The following is a 21351-nucleotide window of genomic DNA, read 5'->3' on the forward strand; positions in this document are numbered from 1 at the left end:
AGGGCCGCTCTTAATTGTGCGGCCTTCGCTTTTTTAATAATATGAACACTGGTATGAAAATTTTGAAAGGATACCTGCCGGCCACTTTGCTGCTATGCTCGCATCTGGCGCTGGGTCAGGAGAAGATTACATTGGATCCTGAAGTAAAAACAGGCAAGCTGGCCAACGGCATGCAATATTACATTAAGAGGAATACAGAGCCGTCCGGACGTGTGGTAATGTATCTTGCCAATAAAGTAGGTTCAATTCTGGAAACAGACAATCAGCGCGGGCTGGCCCATTTCCTGGAACATATGAATTTTAATGGCACCACCCACTTCCCTAAAAATGAACTGGTAAATTATCTTCAGAAAGCTGGTGTGCGGTTCGGAGCAGATCTGAATGCTTACACAACATTTGACGAGACTATTTTCCAACTCCCCCTCCCCTCAGACGATACCTTGCTGCTGGCGCAGGGATTACAGATCATGCGTGACTGGGCAAAGGGAGCCTTATTGGAAGAAACAGAGATCGATAAAGAAAGAGGTGTTATTCTGGAAGAAAAACGGTTGAGAAAAGGAGTTGATCAGCGCATTCAGGATCAAACACTACCGCTCATTATGAATCATTCCCGTTATGCAGAACGTATGCCTATCGGAACGGATGATGTACTAAACCATTTCAGCTATAAAGAAATCAGAACGTTTTATGAGGACTGGTATCGCCCGGATCTGCAGGCACTCATCATTGTAGGAGATATTGATGAAGCAAAAATAGAAAAGGATATTAAACGCTTGTTCTCAGATCTGAAAAGTCCTGCAAAGATCCGGAAACGTGAACAATACACCGTTCCCCTGAAAGGCGAAAATCATTTCCTCGCCATTACTGATAACGAGATGACCAGTACACATCTTCGGGTACTTCACAAGTTCGCGGTTCAGCAGATGCGCACCGAAGATGATTACCGCAAGGAGCTGATACGTAGCTTTTACAGCCGTATGATGAGCGCAAGACTAGCAGATGCGACACACGTGGCAAATCCCGCTTATATCAATGCCAGTAACGGATTTGAAGACCTTTATGGTAATCTGGAAGCATTTGCAGTGAACATTACTTTGAAACCCGGAGAGATTGAAAGAGGAGTAAAAGCTGTATACACAGAGATGGAAAAAGTAAAGCGTTTTGGTTTTACTGATGCAGAGCTAAACAGGACCAGGGAAAGTTTCCTGAAAGGTATGGAGGCCCTTTATCTGGAAAGAAACAAAAAGAAATCTCAATCTTATGCAGATCAGTATCTCAACTATTTCCTGGGCAAATCACCTGCGCCAGGTATTGAATATTATCACAAGGCAGCAGCACGCATAATACCTGCTATCAGGATTGAAGAGATAAACAATATCATCAAAGAATACCAGCACGATATCAACCGTGATATTTTTGTGATGGCACCAACCTCGCAGAAAGAACAACTTCCATCTGAAGCAACAGTGCTGTCCTGGATCACAACTGTACAAAACAGCGAGGTAACCGCCTACAAGGAAGACAAGGGAAATGGATCTTTAATAGCACAGTTGCCAGTTCCCGGTCGTATTATTAAGAAAACCGACAATCAACAGCTTGGCACTACAACACTGGTATTAAGTAATGGCGTGACCGTTATACTTAAGCCGACAACATTTAAGAATAATGAAATACAGATGTATGCTTTCAGTCCCGGAGGTACATCACTTTATTCTGATGCCGATTTTGAATCAGCCAGTAATGCAACAGCACTTGTACGTTCCAGTGGATTAGGCACTTACAATGCTACACAATTGAGAAATTACCTTTCAGGTAAAAATGTGCAGATCGCTCCTTATATATCAGAAAGGTATGAAGGGATCAGTGGTGCTAGTGGAAAAGAGGACCTGCCTCAGGCTTTTGAATTGATACATGCTTACTTTACCAGTCCTCGTATGGATCCGGACTTTTTTACTGCCAGCATTGCACAAGCACGCACTAACGTAGTGAACAGACGCAGTAACCCTGCCGCTGTTTTCGCTGATACTGTCAACACATTACTATACAAGAACAACATCCGTAAAACAACACCTACATTAGAAAGAATAAATAATATAAATGCTGATCGGGCATTAGCGATCTACAAAGAGCGTTTTGCAGATGCTTCCGATTTTGTATTTACTATTGTGGGTAGTTTTACAATAGATGAAATTGAACCTTTGTTGCTTAAATATCTGGCAACCCTACCAGCGAACGGACGTAAGGAAACAGCACGCAACCTGGGACTTTATCCGCCCGATAAAGGATTTTCAGCAACTATCAGAAAAGGTAAAGAAGACAAAGCAACCGTTGCAATGGCATATGTCGGTAAGTACACTTATACTCAACAGGAAAACCTGCTGATGGATGCTTTGTCAGAATGCCTACATATAAGATTGCTGGAAAGACTAAGAGAGGAAGAGGGAGGTATTTATACCGTCAATGTAACACCTGCCACTTATAAATATCCTGTAAACCGCTTTTCTCTGAATATTAGTTTTGCCACTTCTCCTCAGCAAAGAGAAAAACTGATCGCTGCTGTAAAGGATGAATTAAGAAAGATAAGAGAAAATGGTCCCACAAAAGAAAATGTCGAAAAATTCATTGCTGAACAGCAAAGGACAATGGAACTAAAGCTGAAAGATAATGGTTTCTGGCTTGACAGAATCGTGTATGAAAACAGGGAACAGGAAGATATTACAGGATTACTGCATTATAATGATGTACTAAAACAGGTAACACCGGAAAAAATAAGAGAGGTTGCGGCTAAATATTTTAACGAAGACAATTTATTTATTTTCGTACTGATACCAGAGGATTGATAGTTTATGTTCAGGCAAAAAGAAAGCTTCAAGTTCAATGACTTGAAGCTTTCTTTTTTTGTATATTGACATTTCTACATCTAAACACCTGATAAAATTTTATTTTCAATGGGTATATGTTCGGGGACAAGATAAAAACAACCCAGTAATCTTATTTGTCGATTTAAGTTGGCCAAATGCTAACAATAATTAGAATAAAATGGGAAAAATTCCAATAAGGCATATTAATGTAACACAAAAAGAGCCGGATTTTTCCGGAAGCTTTAGCATACGGGATGTTCGGGATTTGCTTGCTGAGAAAGATATGATTCAGGAGCTTCACAGACATGATTTCTTTTATATTCTGGCTTTGAAAAAAGGAACAGGGAATCATGAAATAGACTTTACGCCATACGAAGTTTGTAACAATTCTGTTTTCTTCATGCGGCCCGGTCAGGTACATCAGCTCATACTGAAAGCAGGAAGTACGGGATACCTGATGCAATTTAAGACTGATTTCTATTATCCTAATGACAAAGAATCAAACCAGCTATTACATAAGGTAAGTAATATGAACCTTTATCAGCCTGATGCCGATAGGTTCAAGAAGTTACTTTCAATATTAACTTACATTTTTCAGGAGTATACTAACAAACAGGAAAGGTATCAGGAAGTCATTAAAGCAAATTTGGGAATTTTCTTTATCGAACTTGTTCGGCAGTATAGCAAAACCTCCTTGCAGAATGTTAACACTTACACTCAGGAACGACTTGAGGAATTTTTAGAACTTTTGGATACTCATATTTCTACTCATAAGCAAGTGTCTCAATATGCTGAAATGTTGAATCTTTCCTCTTATCAGCTCAATGCAATTACTAAAACAACGTTAGGTAAAACGTCTTCAGAACTTATTAATGAATACATTATACTGGAGTCCAAAAGACAGCTTCTCGCAACATCAAATCAGGTAACCCAAATAGCATATCATCTGGGCTACGAAGATGTTTCCTACTTTATCAGATTCTTCAAAAAGCATACAGGCCATTCACCTGAAGCATTTAGACATAATTTCAGATAAGTCCTATTAAACTACATTTTTGTCCTATCCTACAGATTACCAGAGGACCTAATTTTGTGGGTAAATAAAATCATTATATGAATCAGAAATGGGATGAAAGATATAAAGATCAGGAATTTGCTTATGGCAAGGACCCTAATATGTTTTTTAAAGAATGGCTTCCAAAATTTAAATCCGGATCTATATTGATGCCAGCCGATGGAGAAGGACGTAATGGGGTATTTGCAGCCCGACTCGGGTGGAAAGTGACTTCATTTGACCTAAGTGTAGAAGGGCAATCAAAAGCATTACAACTTAGTAAAGATAATGGTGTTGCTCTTGAGTATATCGTTGGAGATCTGGAACAACTCCAGTTTGAAAGAGAAACATTCGATGCTATTGGACTTGTGTATGCACACTTTTCATCTGAAAAGAAGTCTATGTTCCATAAAAAATTAAATGACTATCTCAGACCGGGTGGCATAATTATTTTAGAGGCTTTCAGTAAAAATCACATACACTTTAGCAAACTTGATCCAAAAGTCGGGGGGCCGAAAGATATTGATATGTTATACTCTAAAGCAGAAATAATAGCCGATTTTGAAGATTATGAAATATTAGTGTTAGAGGAAGAAGAGATTCTTTTAAATGAAGGGAAATATCATATTGGAAAGGGTTCTGTGATTAGATTTGTAGGAAGAAAAGCTACTAACAAGCTTTAGAGTGAAATACATAAGCGAACAAAGGCACGATTAATCGCACCTTTGTTCGCTACACAAAACAGGGCTCAAAGGAATCTGTCGATTATAATTTTTGTATTTTTCTCACACTCTCTTTCCCGTTATAATTCAGTGACACTATATATGTACCTGTTGGTTTACTGCTGGCATCAAACGGAATATTATATGCACCTGCTTCCAGGTGTGCACTTACCAATACTTTCACCCGTTTACCATGTATGTCATACACTGTAAGACTTACAATACCGGATTTTTTCAGGTTGAAGCTAATCGTTGTATGGTCATTAACTGGATTGGGATAACTATTTAAGGAAAAAGAATCATCCACACCATGAGTAGCATTCATCCTGGCAGACGCCAGCAAGTTGCTGCCTGTTTGTACTTTCACTTCTGAATAGCTATTCCATGCATTTACACTATTGCCATGACCAACTATCCGCACATATTTACCGGTTTTTGGGGTAAAGGAAAATGTTTGCAGGCTAAGAGAAGTACCGCTGCTAACCAGTCCTGCTGCTGCTGTAGTCCAATTGATGGCATCATTACCTACCAGTACATCAAAAGTGGATGTCCGTACATTGCCACTGTAGAAGGCAATCTGTACACCAGATACCGCTAGTGTTTCATCGAGGCAAAATTGTATCCATTGTCCATCACCACTGGCAGACCAGCGGGTATTCAAATCTCCGTCCAGTACATTCGTAGCCACATTACCATCATCGGCACTGGCAATTACGGGCTGACAGTCAGTTGTCAGATCACTGGCCAAAGGGCCTACCATTGCAGGTGTGAGGATACGGGCAGTAACAGCGGTGGAAGAAACTTCATCGGCTCCCGCATCTTTCGGGGAAGTTCGTGTCTGTCCGTCCATATCAGTTGTAACTGCTGAATAAGAGCCTGTAGCAGCATTAATAGCAGGACTTCCTGCCTGGAGGTGAAAAGTACCGGTAGCGTCTCTTGCCAGCAATGGATTAGCGGTTGTATATCCACTGGTTGGCATATCACCATCGCCATTGGTATTATAGATTATATTGCCCGACCATACGGCACCGGTGTAAGGTCCTGCAATTGAAGCTGCTGAGCCGCCACCCTGAATGATGTTATTAACAACGGTTTGGGCAGTAGCACCAAGTCCATTTGTACGGCCAGATTGTACGATGTTCCCCGTATTATTCACAAGGGTATTAAAAGCAATCAGTGTACGGTCCGGACGATCATGTGATGTAAGCGCAGCTCCATCTGCCACTTCTCCATCACCATTACCAATATTAATAGCAGGATTACAATTTTCAAAATGATTACTGAAAATGTTGTGATCATCTCCAAAAATGCGGATTCCCGGCGTGTTAATAAAATAGTTTCCATACACGGTGCAATGATTACCATGCCTCAAAGTAAACTGGGCAGGGCAATTGCGGATAGTATTATAACGGACAGTAACAGCAGATGATTTGATAGATATCATTTCATTTTCGCCGGCACAATCTTCAAAAAGATTATACTCTATAATACTGTTGGAAGATGAGAGACTTAAACCACTAAGCCCGAACTGTACTGTTTCAGCCCCATTACCTGTTTGTGGCTGTTGATCAAGAAAGTAGTTATGGTGAATGTGAAGGCGTTGTGCAATCTGGCTACCACTACCACGTACAGCAATAAAACGTCCCAGAGCATTTTTATGCTGAAAGGTATTATGATCTACTTCCTGGTCATTTCCATTTATCAACAGATTCTCTCCTTCATTAGGTGTCTGGAACACGTTGCGGGTCCACCGGCAAAAGCTGGTACCACTGGCCATGGTAGCCTGAGAGGCATTATGGGTGAACTTGAATCCCCTGATAACAATATACTTTGCAGGACTCACAATACTAAAACCAGCAGTCCCTTTTACCTCCGCTCCACCTATTGTTTGTGCAGCAATAGTAATAGGCAGTGCAGCAGTTCCCTGCTTGTTGATAGTAATGTCTGTCGATGCAGTATAAACACCATTGGCAAGAATGATAATATCCCCTGGTGCAGCATTGTTGATTGCCGTTTGCAGAGCCGATAAAGAAGAAACATTAATCGTGGCAGCTGAAAGTTTTAGTGCTGCCGTTACGCATAACATAAAAAAGAAAATCTGTTTTACCATGCGGCGTGTTTGCAGCATGAATAATAATGAGTAATTTTTCCGATTCATTTTGATCGATTTAGAGGTTCATTTTGAGTGAGGGTGACATTCATTTGTCATGGGGATTTCGTAACATCACGGGGAATAATGTAGAAAATACCTGGGAATCCTTTAAAATTGCGCAATACATTAATAATCAACAGTCTTACTCGTGGAATTTACGTTGACCCTTATCTAAAGTAAGTATTTTATCTCAAATTGCAAACGATTGCATAAACTTTATTAAGAACTGTTTAATGATAACATTATGCTTGGATTCCGTAAAATCTGAGAAAGGTTCCTGTTTGTTATCTGCGATAATCAACTTATTCCATATGAATAATGAAAAAGCAAAAAGGCAATCATCGTTTCCGGCAACTGGAATAATTACTATTTCATTATCTGAATATCGTCTGCATCTATACGCATTATTCCATCATGGAAACCTGCATTTGCCAGATGTGTTACCATCATTATTTTCATCACAACTTAATTCATATGAAGTATACAAGTCAATGTTCTATTGCTTATTGTTTGAACGTACCCACAATTTTAAATGCCCTACCCATCTTCTTTAATCTCCCAAATTAGTAACTTGCGCCCGAAAAATATGATGCTTCCTGTTTCATAAATGGGATGTTTCATTCTTTTAATTATACCATATAAAATTCTATGAAAACCAGAAAAAAACTACTGTTTGCATTACCCATGCTACTGAGCATTTTGTCCTGCTCCAAAACCGAAAAAGTTAGTCTATCACAATCAGAGAAGCTGGCTCAGGCCCGGGTTCAGGCTGCTATAGACTATCGGGCAGAGATGCGGAACTTTGTGATCGGTATCAGCCAGTATGCAAAAGCACAGAATCCACAGTTTGCCATTATTCCACAGAACGGAATAGAACTGATCACCACCAACGGGGAAGCCGACGGTACCCTGGCACAGACTTACATAAACGCCATTGACGGCGTAGGACAAGAAGACTTGTTCTATGGCTATGATAGCGATAATGTGCCTACACCTTCCGACGACAACCTGTATCTGAGAGAATTCCTCAATAGGATCAAGACCACCAAAAAAGTGCTGGTAACAGATTATTGTTCAAGTAAGACGAACATGGATAAGTCTTACAGCTCCAATAACACCAACGGATATGTTTCTTTTGCCGCGGATCACCGTGAGCTTAATAACATTCCTTCTTACCCGGCCACACCCTATGGCGTGAACAGCAATAATATCACCAGCCTGTCCCTCGCAAAGAATTTCCTGTATCTGATCAACCCGGAGAACTATTCTACCAAGACGCAGTTCATCAACGCTGTAAAGGCTACAAACTATGATGTGATCCTGATGGACCTGTTCCTGGGAAGCACCGAATTTACCGCAGCGGAGATTGATCAGCTTAAAACAAAAGCCAATGGCGGTAAACGTCTGGTTATTTGTTATATGTCTATTGGAGAAGCAGAAGATTACCGTTACTATTGGAAGAGCACCTGGAAAGTAGGCAGCCCATCGTTCATCGTAGCAGAAAATCCTGATTGGCCAGGCAACTATAAAGTGCAGTACTGGAACGCCGACTGGAAAAATATCATTTCCGGTAATGATACTTCCTACGCGAAAAAGCTGCTGAACAGTCATTTCGACGGTGTCTATCTTGATATTATAGATGGCTTCGAATACTTCGAGAACTAGATCACTTATCTATTTACCAGCATAATAAAAAAGATGCAGTACGTTTAACGCTACTGCATCTTTTTTTATTATTATCCATCTCTCAAGGTCATTGCCCTATGAAGAGGTAATCCACCTGCTGGCGGATTCGTGAATAAGCGAACGGATTAAGCAAAAAGGTATTGACTTGTAAGTGAACTCTTCACATTCGAAAGCTGCTCGGGAGTACCTTCAAATATTACTTGTCCGCCTTTGTTGCCACCTTCGGGTCCCATATCTATGATCCAGTCGGCATTTTTTATTACGTCGAGGTTATGCTCAATGATGATTACAGTATTCCCTGTATCTACCAGACGGTTCATGATGCCTAGTAAATGGCCAATATCTGACATGTGCAAACCTGTTGTAGGCTCATCCATCACATAAATACTTCCTTTTTTATGTAGCTCACTTGCCAACTTAATACGCTGACATTCGCCCCCGGATAAAGTACTTAATGGCTGTCCGAGTGTTAAGTAATCCAGCCCAACATCACTCATCGCCTGAAGCTTACGATTTATCTCTTTATATTGGAAAAAATCCATTGCTTGTAATACTGTCAGCTCTAACACATCAGAAACTGATTTTCCATCCAGTTTGTAGGCCAATACTTCTTCTTTAAAACGCTTCCCTTCGCATATTTCGCAAGGTGTTTTTATTCCATCGAGGAAAGCCAGATCGGTATAAACCACACCTAAGCCCTGGCAATTTTCGCAGGCACCTTTTGAGTTAAAGCTAAACAATGAAGCGCTTACCTTATTAACTGTTGCAAATGCTTTACGAACATCATCCATAATGCCGGTATAGGTAGCAGGATTAGACCGGGTAGATGTGCCTACTGCCGATTGATCTATTACAATAGCCTCAGGATGTTGCTTTAGAAATACATGATTAATAAGTGAGCTTTTGCCGGAACCTGCTACGCCGGTTACAACAGTAAGTACGCCTTTGGGAATATTCACACTCACATTTTGCAGATTATTAACCTTAGCATTTGCTATTGATAAATGTCCCGCTGGTTTTCTGAAACTGTCTTTAATTGGTAATGACTGTTTAATAAATCTCCCCGTAAGCGTATCTGCCTGCAGCAGTTCTTTATAACTACCTTGAAACACGATCTCCCCTCCTTTCGTTCCGGCATGCGGACCAACATCTATGATATAATCAGCTACTTTGATTACATCCGGATCATGTTCTACAACAATCACAGTATTACCCTTATCACGAAGTTTCTGAAGCAGTTCATTTAAACGATGAACATCACGCGGGTGTAATCCTACACTTGGTTCATCGAAAATATACATCACATCAATTAAGCTGCTGCTGAGGTGTTTAACCATTTTAATACGCTGAGACTCGCCTCCGGATAGTGTACTGGTTTCCCGGTCGAGACTTAAATATTCCAAACCAATGTCCAGCAGGTGCTGCAAACGCTCGGTTAAAGTTGTAACCATGGTTGCTGCTACCGGATCCTTAATTTCTTTAATTATTTCTATCAGTTCGGAAACCTCCATTGCCGAAAGTTCTGCAATATTCTTTCCGTTAATCTTTGAACTTAAAGCCGCCTGGCTAAGTCGGGAACCTTTACAAAGCAAACAAGGACCAAATGCAATATAAGGGGCAACCATCTTCTGTGTGCGCTCTGATAATGTTTTAATATCCCTCTTAATGTATGATTGGGTAAATTTTTCAATAATGCCCTGATAGGTAGCATTCATGGTACCACCGCCAATCTGCAATTTAAACTTGCGGGGTTTACTATACAGCAGGAGATCCAATTCTTCGGGTGAGTAATCGCAAATCTTCTTATCATTATCAAAGAACCCTGAACTTGCGTAACTGTCACGCTCCCAGGCAGCAAATACCGGAACCTGTACGGCCCCTTCATTCAGCGATTTGGACATATCCACAAACGAATCGGAAACCACTCCCATTTTTCGGCCTATACCATTGCATTCGGGGCACATACCCTGAGGATCATTAAACGAAAAGACATTTGATGAGCCGACATGAGGTTGACCAATACGTGAATATAATAGTCGTAATACAGGGGAGATATCGGTGATTGTACCCATAGTGGAGTGTGAACCACCACCCAGTCGCTTTTGATCTACTACAATGGCCATACTGAGATTCTCGATAGCATCGGCCTGTGGTTGCGGATAGCGGGGCAAAAAGTTCCTGATGAACATGCTGAAGTTTTCGTTCAGTTGACGCTGGGCTTCTGTCGCAATTGTATCAAATACAATGGACGATTTACCGGAGCCGGACACTCCTGTGAATATAGTTATTTTACGCTTCGGTATACTCAATGTCACATCCTTAAGGTTGTTTTCTCTGGCTCCCCGTATTTCGATATATTCCTGATGCATATTCTTTCTGGTTTTCTGTAAAACTTTAAACACTCGGTTAGGAGCCAACAAAAGTTCGGATTTTACAATTGAAAAAATTGTAAAAAAACGACAATAATTATTCAGTTAGACTATTAATCTTCTTCTTTCATATAAAAATTTGTGTCTTGATAATTTTACTACCCCAGCCCCATATCCCTATCAGATGTAGCTTTCATTCTAATAAGGTAAAAAGACGTCTCTCCATAGACTGAAGAATTAAATACCTTTGATTTCAGAAATGTCAGAAAATCTCCTAAATAAAATTTCCATGAATGATTATTATGATAAAATTCTTAACGCTATTAGTTGTGTAAGCCCGATTACGGAAACTGACTGGGCGCTATGCAAACCAGGGTTACAGTATAAAGAAATAAAGAAGGGCGAGAATTGGGTTGAAGAGGGAAAAACATATAAAGAAATAGCTTTTGTTCTGAAAGGTGTTTTTCGGGCATTTCAAGTTATCGACGGAGAACAAATAAATTGCAACTTTTACTTTGAAGGTCAATGGCCCAAGGCCTACCATAGTTTTTTAACCCAGAAACCCAGCAAAATGTGGATTCAGGCAATGGAAGATTCGAATGTTTTTTTGATTAGCTATGATCATCTGCAATACTTATTTAATGAGAGTAAAAACTGGGAAAGGTTTGGAAGAATTGCTACAGAAAATGCTTTTATTGCTGCCCAGGAACGTAACGATATGCTACTGTTGGATACTCCTGAAACACGATACATAAACTTAGGCATTCAATATCCCCTGATATTAGATCGGATACCTTTATATCATATCGCTTCATATATCGGTGTGAAACAACCTTCCCTTAGCCGCATAAGAAGGCGAATTGCAAAAAAAGATTTCTGAACCGAAATATTATAACCCAGGTTATAGTATTACGGCATCTAAACAAGCTAAGTTTACTGCGTAATTAAATATCAAAAATGTCATTATGAAACAGATGCTAATTGTTGGCTCTCTGCTATTAGCCAACACAATTATTTACGCACAATCTAGCAATGAAATCATGGAAACTGCAAAAACAATGAATCAAAATCAGGAAAAGATACTTACGTTACACAAATCATTTTATGATGCTTTAACGCTGAGAACAGAAAAAATTATACGTGAAGGCTTAAGAGAAGAATTTGTATTTACATCTGCGAATGGGGATATTCTGGATAAAGAAAAATTCATAAAAGGATTTGCAATGAATCCCTCTATAAAAATACCATTACTAAATACCTCAAATCAAAAAATAGTAGTTATTGAGAATACAGCAATATTGACGGGTATAATGCATATAAATATCATCAGAGATATAACTAACGACAATACCGTCAGGGATTTATGGGAAAGAATTACTGAAACTTATATAAGGCAAGGTGATCAATGGAAATTATTGGCTTTGCAGGCAACGTACATGCAAAATAAGTAGTCTGGCAGTGAAGACTGTGTAGCAGATAAACGCAATATTGATATATGCTTAACATTTCATCCTGGTTATTGAAATAGGTCTATTATAAACCAATTTAAGGTCTTATATAAGCCATACCTTTATAGATAAGGTTTATATAAGACTAAAATAAGACTAGAATAAGGCTTATATAAGAGTTATACTACTTACAAACCACTGCTAGCATACATTTGAACACGTTTTAAAAGAGAATACTATAAAGTGATTTATATGTTGATGATTGAATATTAGATGATTATAAAAAAGCAGGCTTCAGAAGTAAAACCTCTGAAGCCTGCTTTTTTATAAAAAGTGATAGTTTATTCGCTTTCCCACTATATACGGATGGAAGTAGGTTGTATTCCAGTTCAAAGTCCCTTGTAAAGTACTTCGGATTGTTATTGGAAAACAGTCTATATCTTTTATAAGCTCCTTGAAAATTGTGTAGACGTATTGTAGATCCTTTTTAAAGAAAGGTAGGCGTTTTGTAGTATGCTAAAACTTGCAGGCCATTGCGTTGCATCATAAATTTGTACAATGTCTTTTCCGGAAATAGAAAATCATTGCTCCAAATGGAATCCATAATTATAAAAAGATCAACTGATGCTAATATAGAAGCAAGCCTTGGCTGCCTGCTGGTAGTGGCACTACCAGTTATTGGGTTTTTATACGCGATGCTTACAGCCAACCATAAGTATGACGTTATAGCATATGGTATTATTATAATAGCTTTTCTTCTACCTTCATTCATCAATTTTATTTCGACTAAAATTCCTTTAAAAGCAGCAATGATAATATCAGATGATGGTTTGATGTTATCCCCAAGTAAAAGTATCTTCGACAGCTTTGCCTTTTTGCGAAAATTCCAGGCTCGACGCGAAAAACGACTTCTTTGGGAAAATATAGCAGGATTTGGCTTAGTAATTTATAATAAAGAATATACTATGAGTCCTACTGATGGTACCGGGTCAACAACCTATACTGTACCCCAACATCATCTTTGCATTGAAGGTAAAACGAAGAAAGTAGAAGTTATTTTTTCCATTCATGGTTTAGATAAGACTCCGGATGAAATTCTGCTCCTTTGTAACCAATTTTTAAAAGAGTATGGATATGTGGAAAATGGGGCCCACACAGACTATAAACGACAACTATAGTAACCGCTCCAATTGACCTTTCCGTTTCACGATGTTCTTATAGTCCCACTGGATTTTTGCAGATTTTTCAAGCCAGCGTTTCAGTTGCTTTGTATCAATCTGTTTTTCATCTGTATAGCGTGTCTCGGCAGCTTTGAAGCTTCCTTCCGGTTGTAAATCTGATTCATCAAACGACTGACCACTCCAGAATAGCAAACGTACACCACCTTTCAGTTTACTATAGCCAACAATCGGGTTGCCATTCAGAAACCAAACCGGATGCCTGTGCCAGATTTTATTTTCTGCTCCAGTGAGATGTTGATCAATTTCCCCGCACAGTTTTTCGCAAATGGCTTTATCTTCAATTGACATGGAGTCGTTGTATTCCTGTATTGATTTGTCCATAGTAGTTTATGTATTTGCTATTTTACCTTAATATACAGCAAAAATAACTTCTGGTATAACCAGCTATGCTGAATCCTACTTTCGAGCTCAACGATACTCAAACACACAGATGAATTATGTTACAATAGGTTTTATTTATTAAAATATAGAATTAATTGATTGTGATTATATCTCCAATATCTTAATTTTATAAACCTGCACGAATACCAGGTGCAAGCATGTGTTCACTCCGTACCCTAAATTTATAAAAATGGAAAAAGAATTAAACGACATCAGTAAATGCCCGTTTCATAATGGCAGTATGAAGAACAATGTTGGCGGTGGCGGCACCAGGAATCATAACTGGTGGCCGAACCAGTTAAAGCTAAATATCCTGCGTCAGCACTCATCCTTATCAAACCCGATGGGTGAAGATTCTAACTATGCCGAAGCTTTTAAAAGCCTCGACCTGGACGCAGTGAAAAAAGACCTTCATGCACTCATGACCGATTCACAGGACTGGTGGCCGGCAGACTTCGGACATTATGGTCCTTTGTTCATTCGCATGGCCTGGCATAGTGCAGGCACCTATCGTGTGGGTGATGGTCGTGGTGGAGCAGGCGCAGGACAGCAACGTTTTGCTCCGCTTAATAGCTGGCCCGATAACGTGAGCCTCGATAAAGCCCGCAGGCTGCTTTGGCCTATCAAACAAAAATATGGCCGCAAAATTTCCTGGGCAGATTTAATGATCCTTACCGGTAACATAGCACTGGAATCAATGGGTTTTAAAACCTTTGGTTTTGCTGGTGGACGTGAAGATGTATGGGAGCCAAGTGAAGAAGTTTATTGGGGTTCAGAAACCACGTGGCTGGGTGGCGACGTGCGTTATGCGCATGGATCTCATGGCGTGCAAGAGCATCATGGCGTAGTAGTGTCGGACGACAAGGCTGACGGTCATATCCACTCCCGCAATCTGGAAAACCCACTTGCTGCCGTACAGATGGGGCTGATCTATGTGAATCCTGAAGGTCCTGACGGTAATCCGGACCCTATAGCAGCTGCTAAAGATATCCGTGATACTTTTGGCCGCATGGCAATGAACGATGAAGAAACGGTTGCGCTGATAGCAGGCGGACACAGCTTTGGCAAAACCCATGGCGCTGCTCCCGCTACCCATGTAGGCAAAGAGCCTGAAGCGACCGACATGGAAATGCAGGGCTTCGGATGGAGTAATAGCTATGGTTCCGGTAAAGGTGCTGACACTATTACTAGTGGACTTGAAGTGATATGGACGAAAACACCAACTCAATGGAGCAATAATTTCTTCGAAAATCTGTTTGGTTTTGAATGGCAACTTTCTAAAAGTCCGGCCGGTGCACACCAATGGGTAGCTAAAGATGCAGATAGTATTATTCCGGATGCGTATGATGGCTCAAAAAAACATCTGCCAACCATGCTTACTACGGATCTTTCTTTAAGGTTTGATCCGGTTTATGAAAAAATATCCAGGCGCTTTTTGGAAAATCCTGAAGCATTTGCAGATGCATTCGCCCGCGCATGGTTTAAATTAACGCACCGCGATATGGGCCCCCGTGCCCGTTACCTGGGTCCTGATGTACCCGCAGAAGAACTGCTTTGGCAGGATCCTATTCCTGCTATTAACCATAAATTGATAGATGCCAATGATATTGCAGCCTTAAAAGCAAAAGTATTGGCATCCGGATTGAGCGTATCTGAACTGGTATCCACAGCATGGGCTTCGGCTTCCACCTTCCGTGGTTCTGACAAACGCGGTGGTGCTAATGGCGCCCGCATTCGTCTGGCTCCTCAAAAATATTGGAAGGCAAACAATCCAACGCAGCTGCAAAAAGTATTGGATGCATTGGAAAGCATTCAGAAAGAGTTTAACGGAGCGCAATCAGGCGGTAAAAAAGTTTCGCTGGCAGATTTGATCGTACTGGCCGGTTGTGCAGGCGTTGAAAAAGCAGCTAAAGATGCGGGGCGTGTAATCACAGTTCCTTTTACACCTGGCCGTATGGATGCTTCGCAAGAGCAAACTGATGTTGAGTCAGTTGGCTATCTCGAACCTGCTGCTGACGGTTTCCGCAACTACCGCAAATCAAAATTTGCTGTATCTACGGAAGAGTTGCTGATAGACAAGGCTCAATTGCTTACACTTACAGCGCCTGAGTTAACAGTATTGGTAGGTGGTATGCGCGTATTGAACACTAATTTTGATGGTTCTAAACATGGTGTTTTCACATCACGCCCGGGCTTGCTCACCAACGATTTCTTTGTAAACCTGCTCGACATGAACACTGCATGGAAAGCTGTATCGGCAGACAAGGAACTTTATGAAGGCAGCGACCGTGCCACTGGTAAAATAAACTGGACAGGTACCCGTGCAGATCTGGTGTTTGGCTCTAATTCAGAACTGAGAGCTGTTGCAGAAGTTTATGGAAGTGCAGATGCTCAGGACAAATTTGTGAAAGACTTTGTAGCAGCCTGGAATAAAGTGATGAATTTAGACAGGTTTGATTTAGCCTGATTGTAAAATTCAGCAAATAATATAATAGAGAGCCTCCGTTATCGGGGGCTTTTTTTATGTAGATATGGCAGTATTGGAAGAACCTGCAATTGCTTATAGTTACCCGAAATATAGAATATCGATTCGTCAAATGGCGAAATATAGTGAAATAAAATATCAGCGATTCTATCTAACTGTCTGATATCTATAATTTTAATAAATGGTGCGCCACTTGCAATTCTTAGGTCGTATCTGGCCAGATCATCATTTTTAGTGAGATCTTTTAAAAGCAAGGTCATCTCTTCGTCAAATGGAGTAAAGGGTACTTTAATGGATCCGAATGGATCATGTTTATAACCAAAAAAAAGATAGATATGTACCTAAAAAATAATGAACCTAATTCCGGTTCCCTACTTGCAGAACTTGCTGGCAGTATTCAGAATTTTAATGATTCAGTGGATGTATATATGAATCAAATCAGGGATTATGAAGTCTTTAATCCTTTTCAGAGTAGTGCTGAGATGGATTCTGTCGGGATCAATAAACCAATCCCTTGCGAATTCTGGGAAAGACTGGGAATACGCCATTTAATATTAAATACACTCCATAGCAGATTAGAAGTTCCGGATCATTGGAATATAGAAAATGACAAAAATAACAATACGACCTACAGATGGCGGAATGTAAAAAATGATGCCATCCTTGAAGAGCTCAAAACGCTTTTTAGTTATAGTTCGGTTGTTCAATTCGCAGATTGGGCAAGCGTGGATGGGGCTTCAGATTTTTGGGACGGAATATTTTATGATGTGATAAAGCCACTTGGTAAACGGGATTTTCAATTCGTTTTTCGTCTTGGAGATATTAGAAGAAGACTCGTATTTGAGATAGACGAGATCCTTGATATAATGGGAATATATTCCTCTTATGGAAGGGTTACATTAGTTCTTGAGAACAATGAGGCTGACAAATTATGGAGCAAACTGAATGGTATTGCATATGATGTAACTATTCCCGGTTCCCGGCCACAGGACGCAAGAGAAAGATATTTGTTCATTTTTAATACAATGAGGATAGATTCCTTAATAGTGCTCTATGCCAACCGTACTATATTATACTCCACGGGGCAACAATCCCAATTCGGTGGGAGATCATTCGAAAATATTTATATGCCCGGACAGGGCAAGGATTGTTTCGATGCAGGTTACCGGCTGGGCTTGTTACTTCAATTGGAAACTCCTCATTGTATTGCTTTAGGTCAGGTAGTGTCAGGGGCATATGTGAGGAATGAATCCTTGCCAGGTTCAGAAGTACTGCTTACTTACATAAAAGACTGGATGGCAGAAATGTCTCCAGATCGTTATTCATCCTCTCTAATGAAAAAATAAATTTCATGCTCATTTTTTGATATTGGAAAATGTTTATGCAGCATTGGAAAAATAAGTAATTGTAGTGTTCGCAGGCTCTTGATTTCCAAGTAAAAATTGTTAAATTTTAGAAGGATATAAAATATTGGGCGAAATTTGTCCAGATATCATTTTTCAATTGTCATGTATATAGAGCAGGGAATACAATTATTAATCTGTCAATTTATAGCATGAAAGAAATGAAGAGTGTAACTACGACTGGACAGCCGAAAATGGGTGTCGGAGAAAGCAACATCACTGTATTTGACCAGCGGATAAAGTCATTGGAACGAGAACGCAAAATACTTCTGGCGTTGGGAGATGACATCACGAAGGTCCGGGAGAAAAATGACCTGATCACTTTATTTTCATTGAGGTTAAAGGAGTTATTCTCTTTTTCCCATACCATTATTACCCTGATAGACCATGAAGCGCAGGTCTATACACCTTTTCTGCTTGATCCTGCCTCTTCTCCCATTAAAAACCATCCGGCTTATCCCTCACTTGTGGCTGCACATTATCCGTTGGATGAGCCGTTTATCCGGCAGGTGATGGCAAACGACGGACCTAGTGCTTTTATATTGGAAGATGTAATGAATGTTCCGGGAAGTCCTCCTTTTTTGAAGGTTAATTATGAAGGAGGCGTGAGGGAGATCTTAATGACTCCTTTGAAAAGCAAGGAGCAGGTTATCGGGTTTCTACATATGTATGTTAGTAATATCAATGGTTTTACTGACGAATTCAAAAGCATCATAAAGGGTATTGCTCCGCAGATTTCGAGTGCGGTAATCAATATCATAAGGAATGAGGAGATAAGCCGTGAAGAATCGCTTAATGAGGTGCTGTTGTCCTTAAGTACTGAAATGGTAAAGGTTAGAGACCGGCAGGCCATGTTGAAGGTCATTTGTTCCAACCTTAGAGAGGTCCTCGGTTTTTCCCACAGCATGATGACTGTAATGGATGAATCAGAAGAGAACTATAAAGCTTACCTGATCGATGCAGAGGCCAGGCTTAGGGAGCTGACGGACTTTGGGGACGCTCTTAACATACCCACGCCAGTCGAAGACGGTATCTACGATATAGCTTCTCTTTACTACAAGCCGCTGGTCTTTAATATGGAGTCTTTCGATGCAGACAGAGCACCCTTGTGGTTTAGGCTGCATTACGAAGCAGGTGCCAGGGAAATGATGGTGAAGATACTGGGAGACAATGGATCGTCCAAGTATAGTTTGGTGTTATTCGCTGATAAGGTGGGCACCTTTGGCAGAGAGGCGGTAAGCATTATTCAGCGTATATCCGGCCAGCTTTTTACTGCTGTCAGTAACATATCGGCCAATGAGGAAATATTGAAAAGGGAGAATGAAAAATCATTCCTGTTGGATTTCAGTAGTGATATTGCTACTGTAAGAAGTAAGGAAGATCTCTCTGATGTGGTACGTAAATGCCTCAAAAAATTAAATCCACAACTGGGATATGCTATCCGGAAGATCAACGATGATCTGTCCACCATGACCGCATACATCTATCAGGCCAATATTGCAGATGACGATGAAGATCTGCAGGAAATGAGGGTCGCAAAGTTCCCTATCGAAGACGGACTGCAAAACAGGGTACTCAATAGTGAAATACCGCTTCTTGTCAGCGTAAATATGGAGATCAGCCGGGGCAATACTGCCAAATACCTGTATTTATGGAAAAAGATGGGATTCAAAACAATGGTGGGTACACCTTTGCGTACGGGAGATGTAAAGCTGGGGATTTTATGGCTGGGGATTGAAGAAATTAATATACCACTGTTACAAGGTATATGCGCACAGATTTCCATTGCTATGTATAACATTATGGCAAATGAGGAATTACTGCGCAGAGAACGGGAACAGTCTTTTCTGGTGGAATTCAGTCATGACATTGCCGCTGTACGCACAAAAGATGAGCTGAAACAGGCCATCTCCGACGTGCTGCAAAAAGTGTTGAATATAAAGCTGGCCATGATCCGTATCATAGAGGATGATGGTGTTACACTCAGCTCCTATATGTATGATGAAAGTATGTTTGAGAAAGTGAACAGCACGTTCAAAATGCAGGCATCTATGAATATTGATATAAATGAACCATTGTCTGCAAGAGTGTTAAATAGTGACGAAGTGGTTATCTTCAATGTTGAAGAAGAGATACAACAGGGTAACTCAGGCGGATATGTTCAGTTCTGGAAAGAGGCCGGGGTAAAGAATGCCTTCGGGGCGCCTTTGCGTGTCGGGAATGTAAACCTGGGAACACTCTGGTTGCTGATAGATGAGATCAACCTCACTATCCTCAAGGGAATCTGTGCACAGATCTCTATTGCTATCTCAAATATCCGGGCTAATGAAAAGGTTCTTGCTTATAAGCAGAAACTGGAGATGGAGAATGATTACCTGAGAGAGCAGATAAAAACGATCTACAATTTTTCGGAGATAGTAGGCAGTGGTGCCCAGATGCAGAAGGTATACCGCCTGATATCGCGGGTGGCAGAATCTGACTCAACAGTGCTTTTATTGGGCGAAACGGGCACCGGTAAGGAATTGATTGCGCGGGCCATTCATAACACATCCCCCCGCAAGAGTAAATTAATGGTAAAAGTAAACTGCGCAGCCTTGCCTGCCCATCTGATAGAAAGCGAGCTTTTCGGTCATGAAAAAGGTGCCTTCACCGGTGCCATAGACAGAAGGATTGGTAAGTTCGAGCTGGCTAATAACAGCACGCTGTTTTTAGATGAGATAGGCGAGATGCCGCTGGAACTGCAGGTTAAACTTTTACGTGTATTGCAGGAGCGGGAGCTGGAGAGGCTTGGCGGCAGGACTACCATTAAGGTGGATGTGCGCGTCATTGCTGCTACTAATCGTAATCTGGAAGCAGAGGTGCAGGCAGGCCGCTTTAGGTCTGACCTTTTTTACAGACTGAATGTGTTTCCTATCAACCTGCCTCCATTAAGGGAACGACACGAGGATATTGAACCTCTGGCCAATTTCTTCGTCGCTAAATTCAATAAGAATACTGGTAAAAAAGTAAATGGCATATCTCTCAAGGTGATGCAGGAATTAAAAAGCTACCAATGGCCAGGCAATGTAAGGGAGCTTGAACATCTGATAGAAAGGAGTATACTCTTATGCGAGGGCAATACATTAAAGGAAATTCATTTGCCCCGGCATGAGGATAATAAGCAGACCCCGGGGGTTTACAACGTTACACTGGAGCAAATCGAACGTGTTTATATCATTGATGTGCTAAAAAGATGTAGCGGTAAAATTTCCGGAACCGGCGGAGCTGCAGAAATATTGGAGGTTCCCGGCACTACTCTCCACTCTAAAATGAAGAAGCTGGGTATCTCAAAAGCAGATTATTTTATGAAATAGCTATTATACAGGTAATGCAAGGCTGGAACATATACGGTTCCGGCCTTTTTCATTTTATACAGATAATGATCTCACTGTATTTAGTGAAAGCTAATGACAATTCTCTTAATAAAGTGAAATGGAAGAAGCAGATTCCCATACAATGAATTGATTTGCAATTATATACATGAATGGCATCCTGCTTGCAAAATAGTAA

Annotated in this window: 13 protein-coding genes; 10 read left to right on the top strand and 3 right to left on the bottom strand. The window is 40.6% G+C overall.

The features are described from left to right. Window positions 1-53 precede the first annotated feature (53 nt). From BM176_RS03840 to BM176_RS03850, 3 genes are all read left to right on the top strand, one after another. Window positions 54-2840, top strand: a complete 2787-nt coding sequence (locus BM176_RS03840) for a M16 family metallopeptidase (RefSeq protein ID WP_090101603.1) — start codon at window positions 54-56, stop codon at window positions 2838-2840. Between the two features lie 199 nt (window positions 2841-3039). After that, on the top strand, window positions 3040-3897 hold the full coding sequence (locus BM176_RS03845; RefSeq protein ID WP_090099731.1) for a helix-turn-helix domain-containing protein: 858 nt from the start codon (window positions 3040-3042) through the stop codon (window positions 3895-3897). A gap of 77 nt (window positions 3898-3974) precedes the next feature. After that, window positions 3975-4598: a class I SAM-dependent methyltransferase gene (locus BM176_RS03850; RefSeq protein ID WP_090099733.1), complete on the top strand. Its 624-nt coding sequence runs from the start codon at window positions 3975-3977 to the stop codon at window positions 4596-4598. 82 nt (window positions 4599-4680) lie between these two features. On the opposite strand, the gene BM176_RS03855 is transcribed toward BM176_RS03850, so the two are convergent. Next, the gene (locus BM176_RS03855; RefSeq protein WP_143097690.1) at window positions 4681-6795 is read right to left on the bottom strand and encodes a chondroitinase-B domain-containing protein; all 2115 of its coding nucleotides are present in this window, start codon (window positions 6793-6795) and stop codon (window positions 4681-4683) included. Between the two features lie 642 nt (window positions 6796-7437). Between BM176_RS03855 and BM176_RS03860 the strand changes: the two genes are divergently transcribed. Continuing rightward, window positions 7438-8454: an endo alpha-1,4 polygalactosaminidase gene (locus BM176_RS03860; protein WP_090099736.1), complete on the top strand. Its 1017-nt coding sequence runs from the start codon at window positions 7438-7440 to the stop codon at window positions 8452-8454. A gap of 146 nt (window positions 8455-8600) precedes the next feature. On the opposite strand, the gene BM176_RS03865 is transcribed toward BM176_RS03860, so the two are convergent. After that, window positions 8601-10844, bottom strand: a complete 2244-nt coding sequence (locus BM176_RS03865) for an ATP-binding cassette domain-containing protein (RefSeq protein WP_090099738.1) — start codon at window positions 10842-10844, stop codon at window positions 8601-8603. Between the two features lie 289 nt (window positions 10845-11133). On the opposite strand from BM176_RS03865, the gene BM176_RS03870 reads away from it, so the two are divergent. From BM176_RS03870 to BM176_RS03880, 3 genes are all read left to right on the top strand, one after another. Further along, the gene (locus tag BM176_RS03870) at window positions 11134-11724 is read left to right on the top strand and encodes a Crp/Fnr family transcriptional regulator (protein ID WP_177230287.1); all 591 of its coding nucleotides are present in this window, start codon (window positions 11134-11136) and stop codon (window positions 11722-11724) included. Window positions 11725-11809: 85 nt separating this feature from the next. Next, window positions 11810-12295 (top strand): nuclear transport factor 2 family protein, encoded by a 486-nt coding sequence (locus BM176_RS03875; RefSeq protein ID WP_090099742.1) that lies wholly within the window; start codon window positions 11810-11812, stop codon window positions 12293-12295. Window positions 12296-12885: 590 nt separating this feature from the next. Beyond that, complete coding sequence (locus BM176_RS03880) at window positions 12886-13470, top strand: hypothetical protein (RefSeq protein ID WP_090099744.1); 585 nt, start codon at window positions 12886-12888, stop codon at window positions 13468-13470. Here BM176_RS03880 and BM176_RS03885 read toward each other — a convergent pair. Next, window positions 13465-13854, bottom strand: coding sequence for a DUF1801 domain-containing protein (locus tag BM176_RS03885; protein ID WP_090099747.1), 390 nt, complete (start codon window positions 13852-13854; stop codon window positions 13465-13467). The two genes, BM176_RS03880 and BM176_RS03885, sit on opposite strands and share 6 nt — an antisense overlap. A gap of 250 nt (window positions 13855-14104) precedes the next feature. Here BM176_RS03885 and katG point away from each other — a divergent pair, with 250 nt between their 5' ends. The 3 genes from katG (at window position 14105) to BM176_RS32840 (ending at window position 21155) form a co-directional block, all read left to right on the top strand. Then, the gene (gene katG / locus BM176_RS03890; RefSeq protein ID WP_090099749.1) at window positions 14105-16381 is read left to right on the top strand and encodes a catalase/peroxidase HPI; all 2277 of its coding nucleotides are present in this window, start codon (window positions 14105-14107) and stop codon (window positions 16379-16381) included. Window positions 16382-16734: 353 nt separating this feature from the next. Further along, window positions 16735-17745: a hypothetical protein gene (locus BM176_RS03900; protein WP_143097691.1), complete on the top strand. Its 1011-nt coding sequence runs from the start codon at window positions 16735-16737 to the stop codon at window positions 17743-17745. A gap of 209 nt (window positions 17746-17954) precedes the next feature. Further along, window positions 17955-21155 carry a sigma-54-dependent Fis family transcriptional regulator gene (locus tag BM176_RS32840; protein WP_255373427.1) on the top strand — a complete coding sequence of 1067 codons (3201 nt, stop codon included), beginning with the start codon at window positions 17955-17957 and terminating at the stop codon, window positions 21153-21155. Window positions 21156-21351: the final 196 nt, after the last annotated feature.

Source organism: Chitinophaga sp. CF118 (assembly GCF_900112615.1).
Classification (GTDB): domain Bacteria; phylum Bacteroidota; class Bacteroidia; order Chitinophagales; family Chitinophagaceae; genus Chitinophaga.

Bases quoted from the DNA above. Each gene is read 5' to 3' on its own strand.
- BM176_RS03855 (WP_143097690.1), bottom strand. From the start codon at position 6,795: ATGAATCGGAAAAATTACTCATTATTATTCATGCTGCAAACACGCCGC.
- BM176_RS03845 (WP_090099731.1), top strand. From the start codon at position 3,040: ATGGGAAAAATTCCAATAAGGCATATTAATGTAACACAAAAAGAGCCG.
- BM176_RS03870 (WP_177230287.1), top strand. From the start codon at position 11,134: ATGAATGATTATTATGATAAAATTCTTAACGCTATTAGTTGTGTAAGC.
- BM176_RS03900 (WP_143097691.1), top strand. From the start codon at position 16,735: ATGTACCTAAAAAATAATGAACCTAATTCCGGTTCCCTACTTGCAGAA.
- BM176_RS03865 (WP_090099738.1), bottom strand. From the start codon at position 10,844: ATGCATCAGGAATATATCGAAATACGGGGAGCCAGAGAAAACAACCTT.
- BM176_RS03860 (WP_090099736.1), top strand. From the start codon at position 7,438: ATGAAAACCAGAAAAAAACTACTGTTTGCATTACCCATGCTACTGAGC.
- BM176_RS03850 (WP_090099733.1), top strand. From the start codon at position 3,975: ATGAATCAGAAATGGGATGAAAGATATAAAGATCAGGAATTTGCTTAT.
- BM176_RS03840 (WP_090101603.1), top strand. From the start codon at position 54: ATGAAAATTTTGAAAGGATACCTGCCGGCCACTTTGCTGCTATGCTCG.
- BM176_RS03885 (WP_090099747.1), bottom strand. From the start codon at position 13,854: ATGGACAAATCAATACAGGAATACAACGACTCCATGTCAATTGAAGAT.
- BM176_RS32840 (WP_255373427.1), top strand. From the start codon at position 17,955: ATGAAAGAAATGAAGAGTGTAACTACGACTGGACAGCCGAAAATGGGT.
- BM176_RS03875 (WP_090099742.1), top strand. From the start codon at position 11,810: ATGAAACAGATGCTAATTGTTGGCTCTCTGCTATTAGCCAACACAATT.
- katG (WP_090099749.1), top strand. From the start codon at position 14,105: ATGGAAAAAGAATTAAACGACATCAGTAAATGCCCGTTTCATAATGGC.
- BM176_RS03880 (WP_090099744.1), top strand. From the start codon at position 12,886: ATGGAATCCATAATTATAAAAAGATCAACTGATGCTAATATAGAAGCA.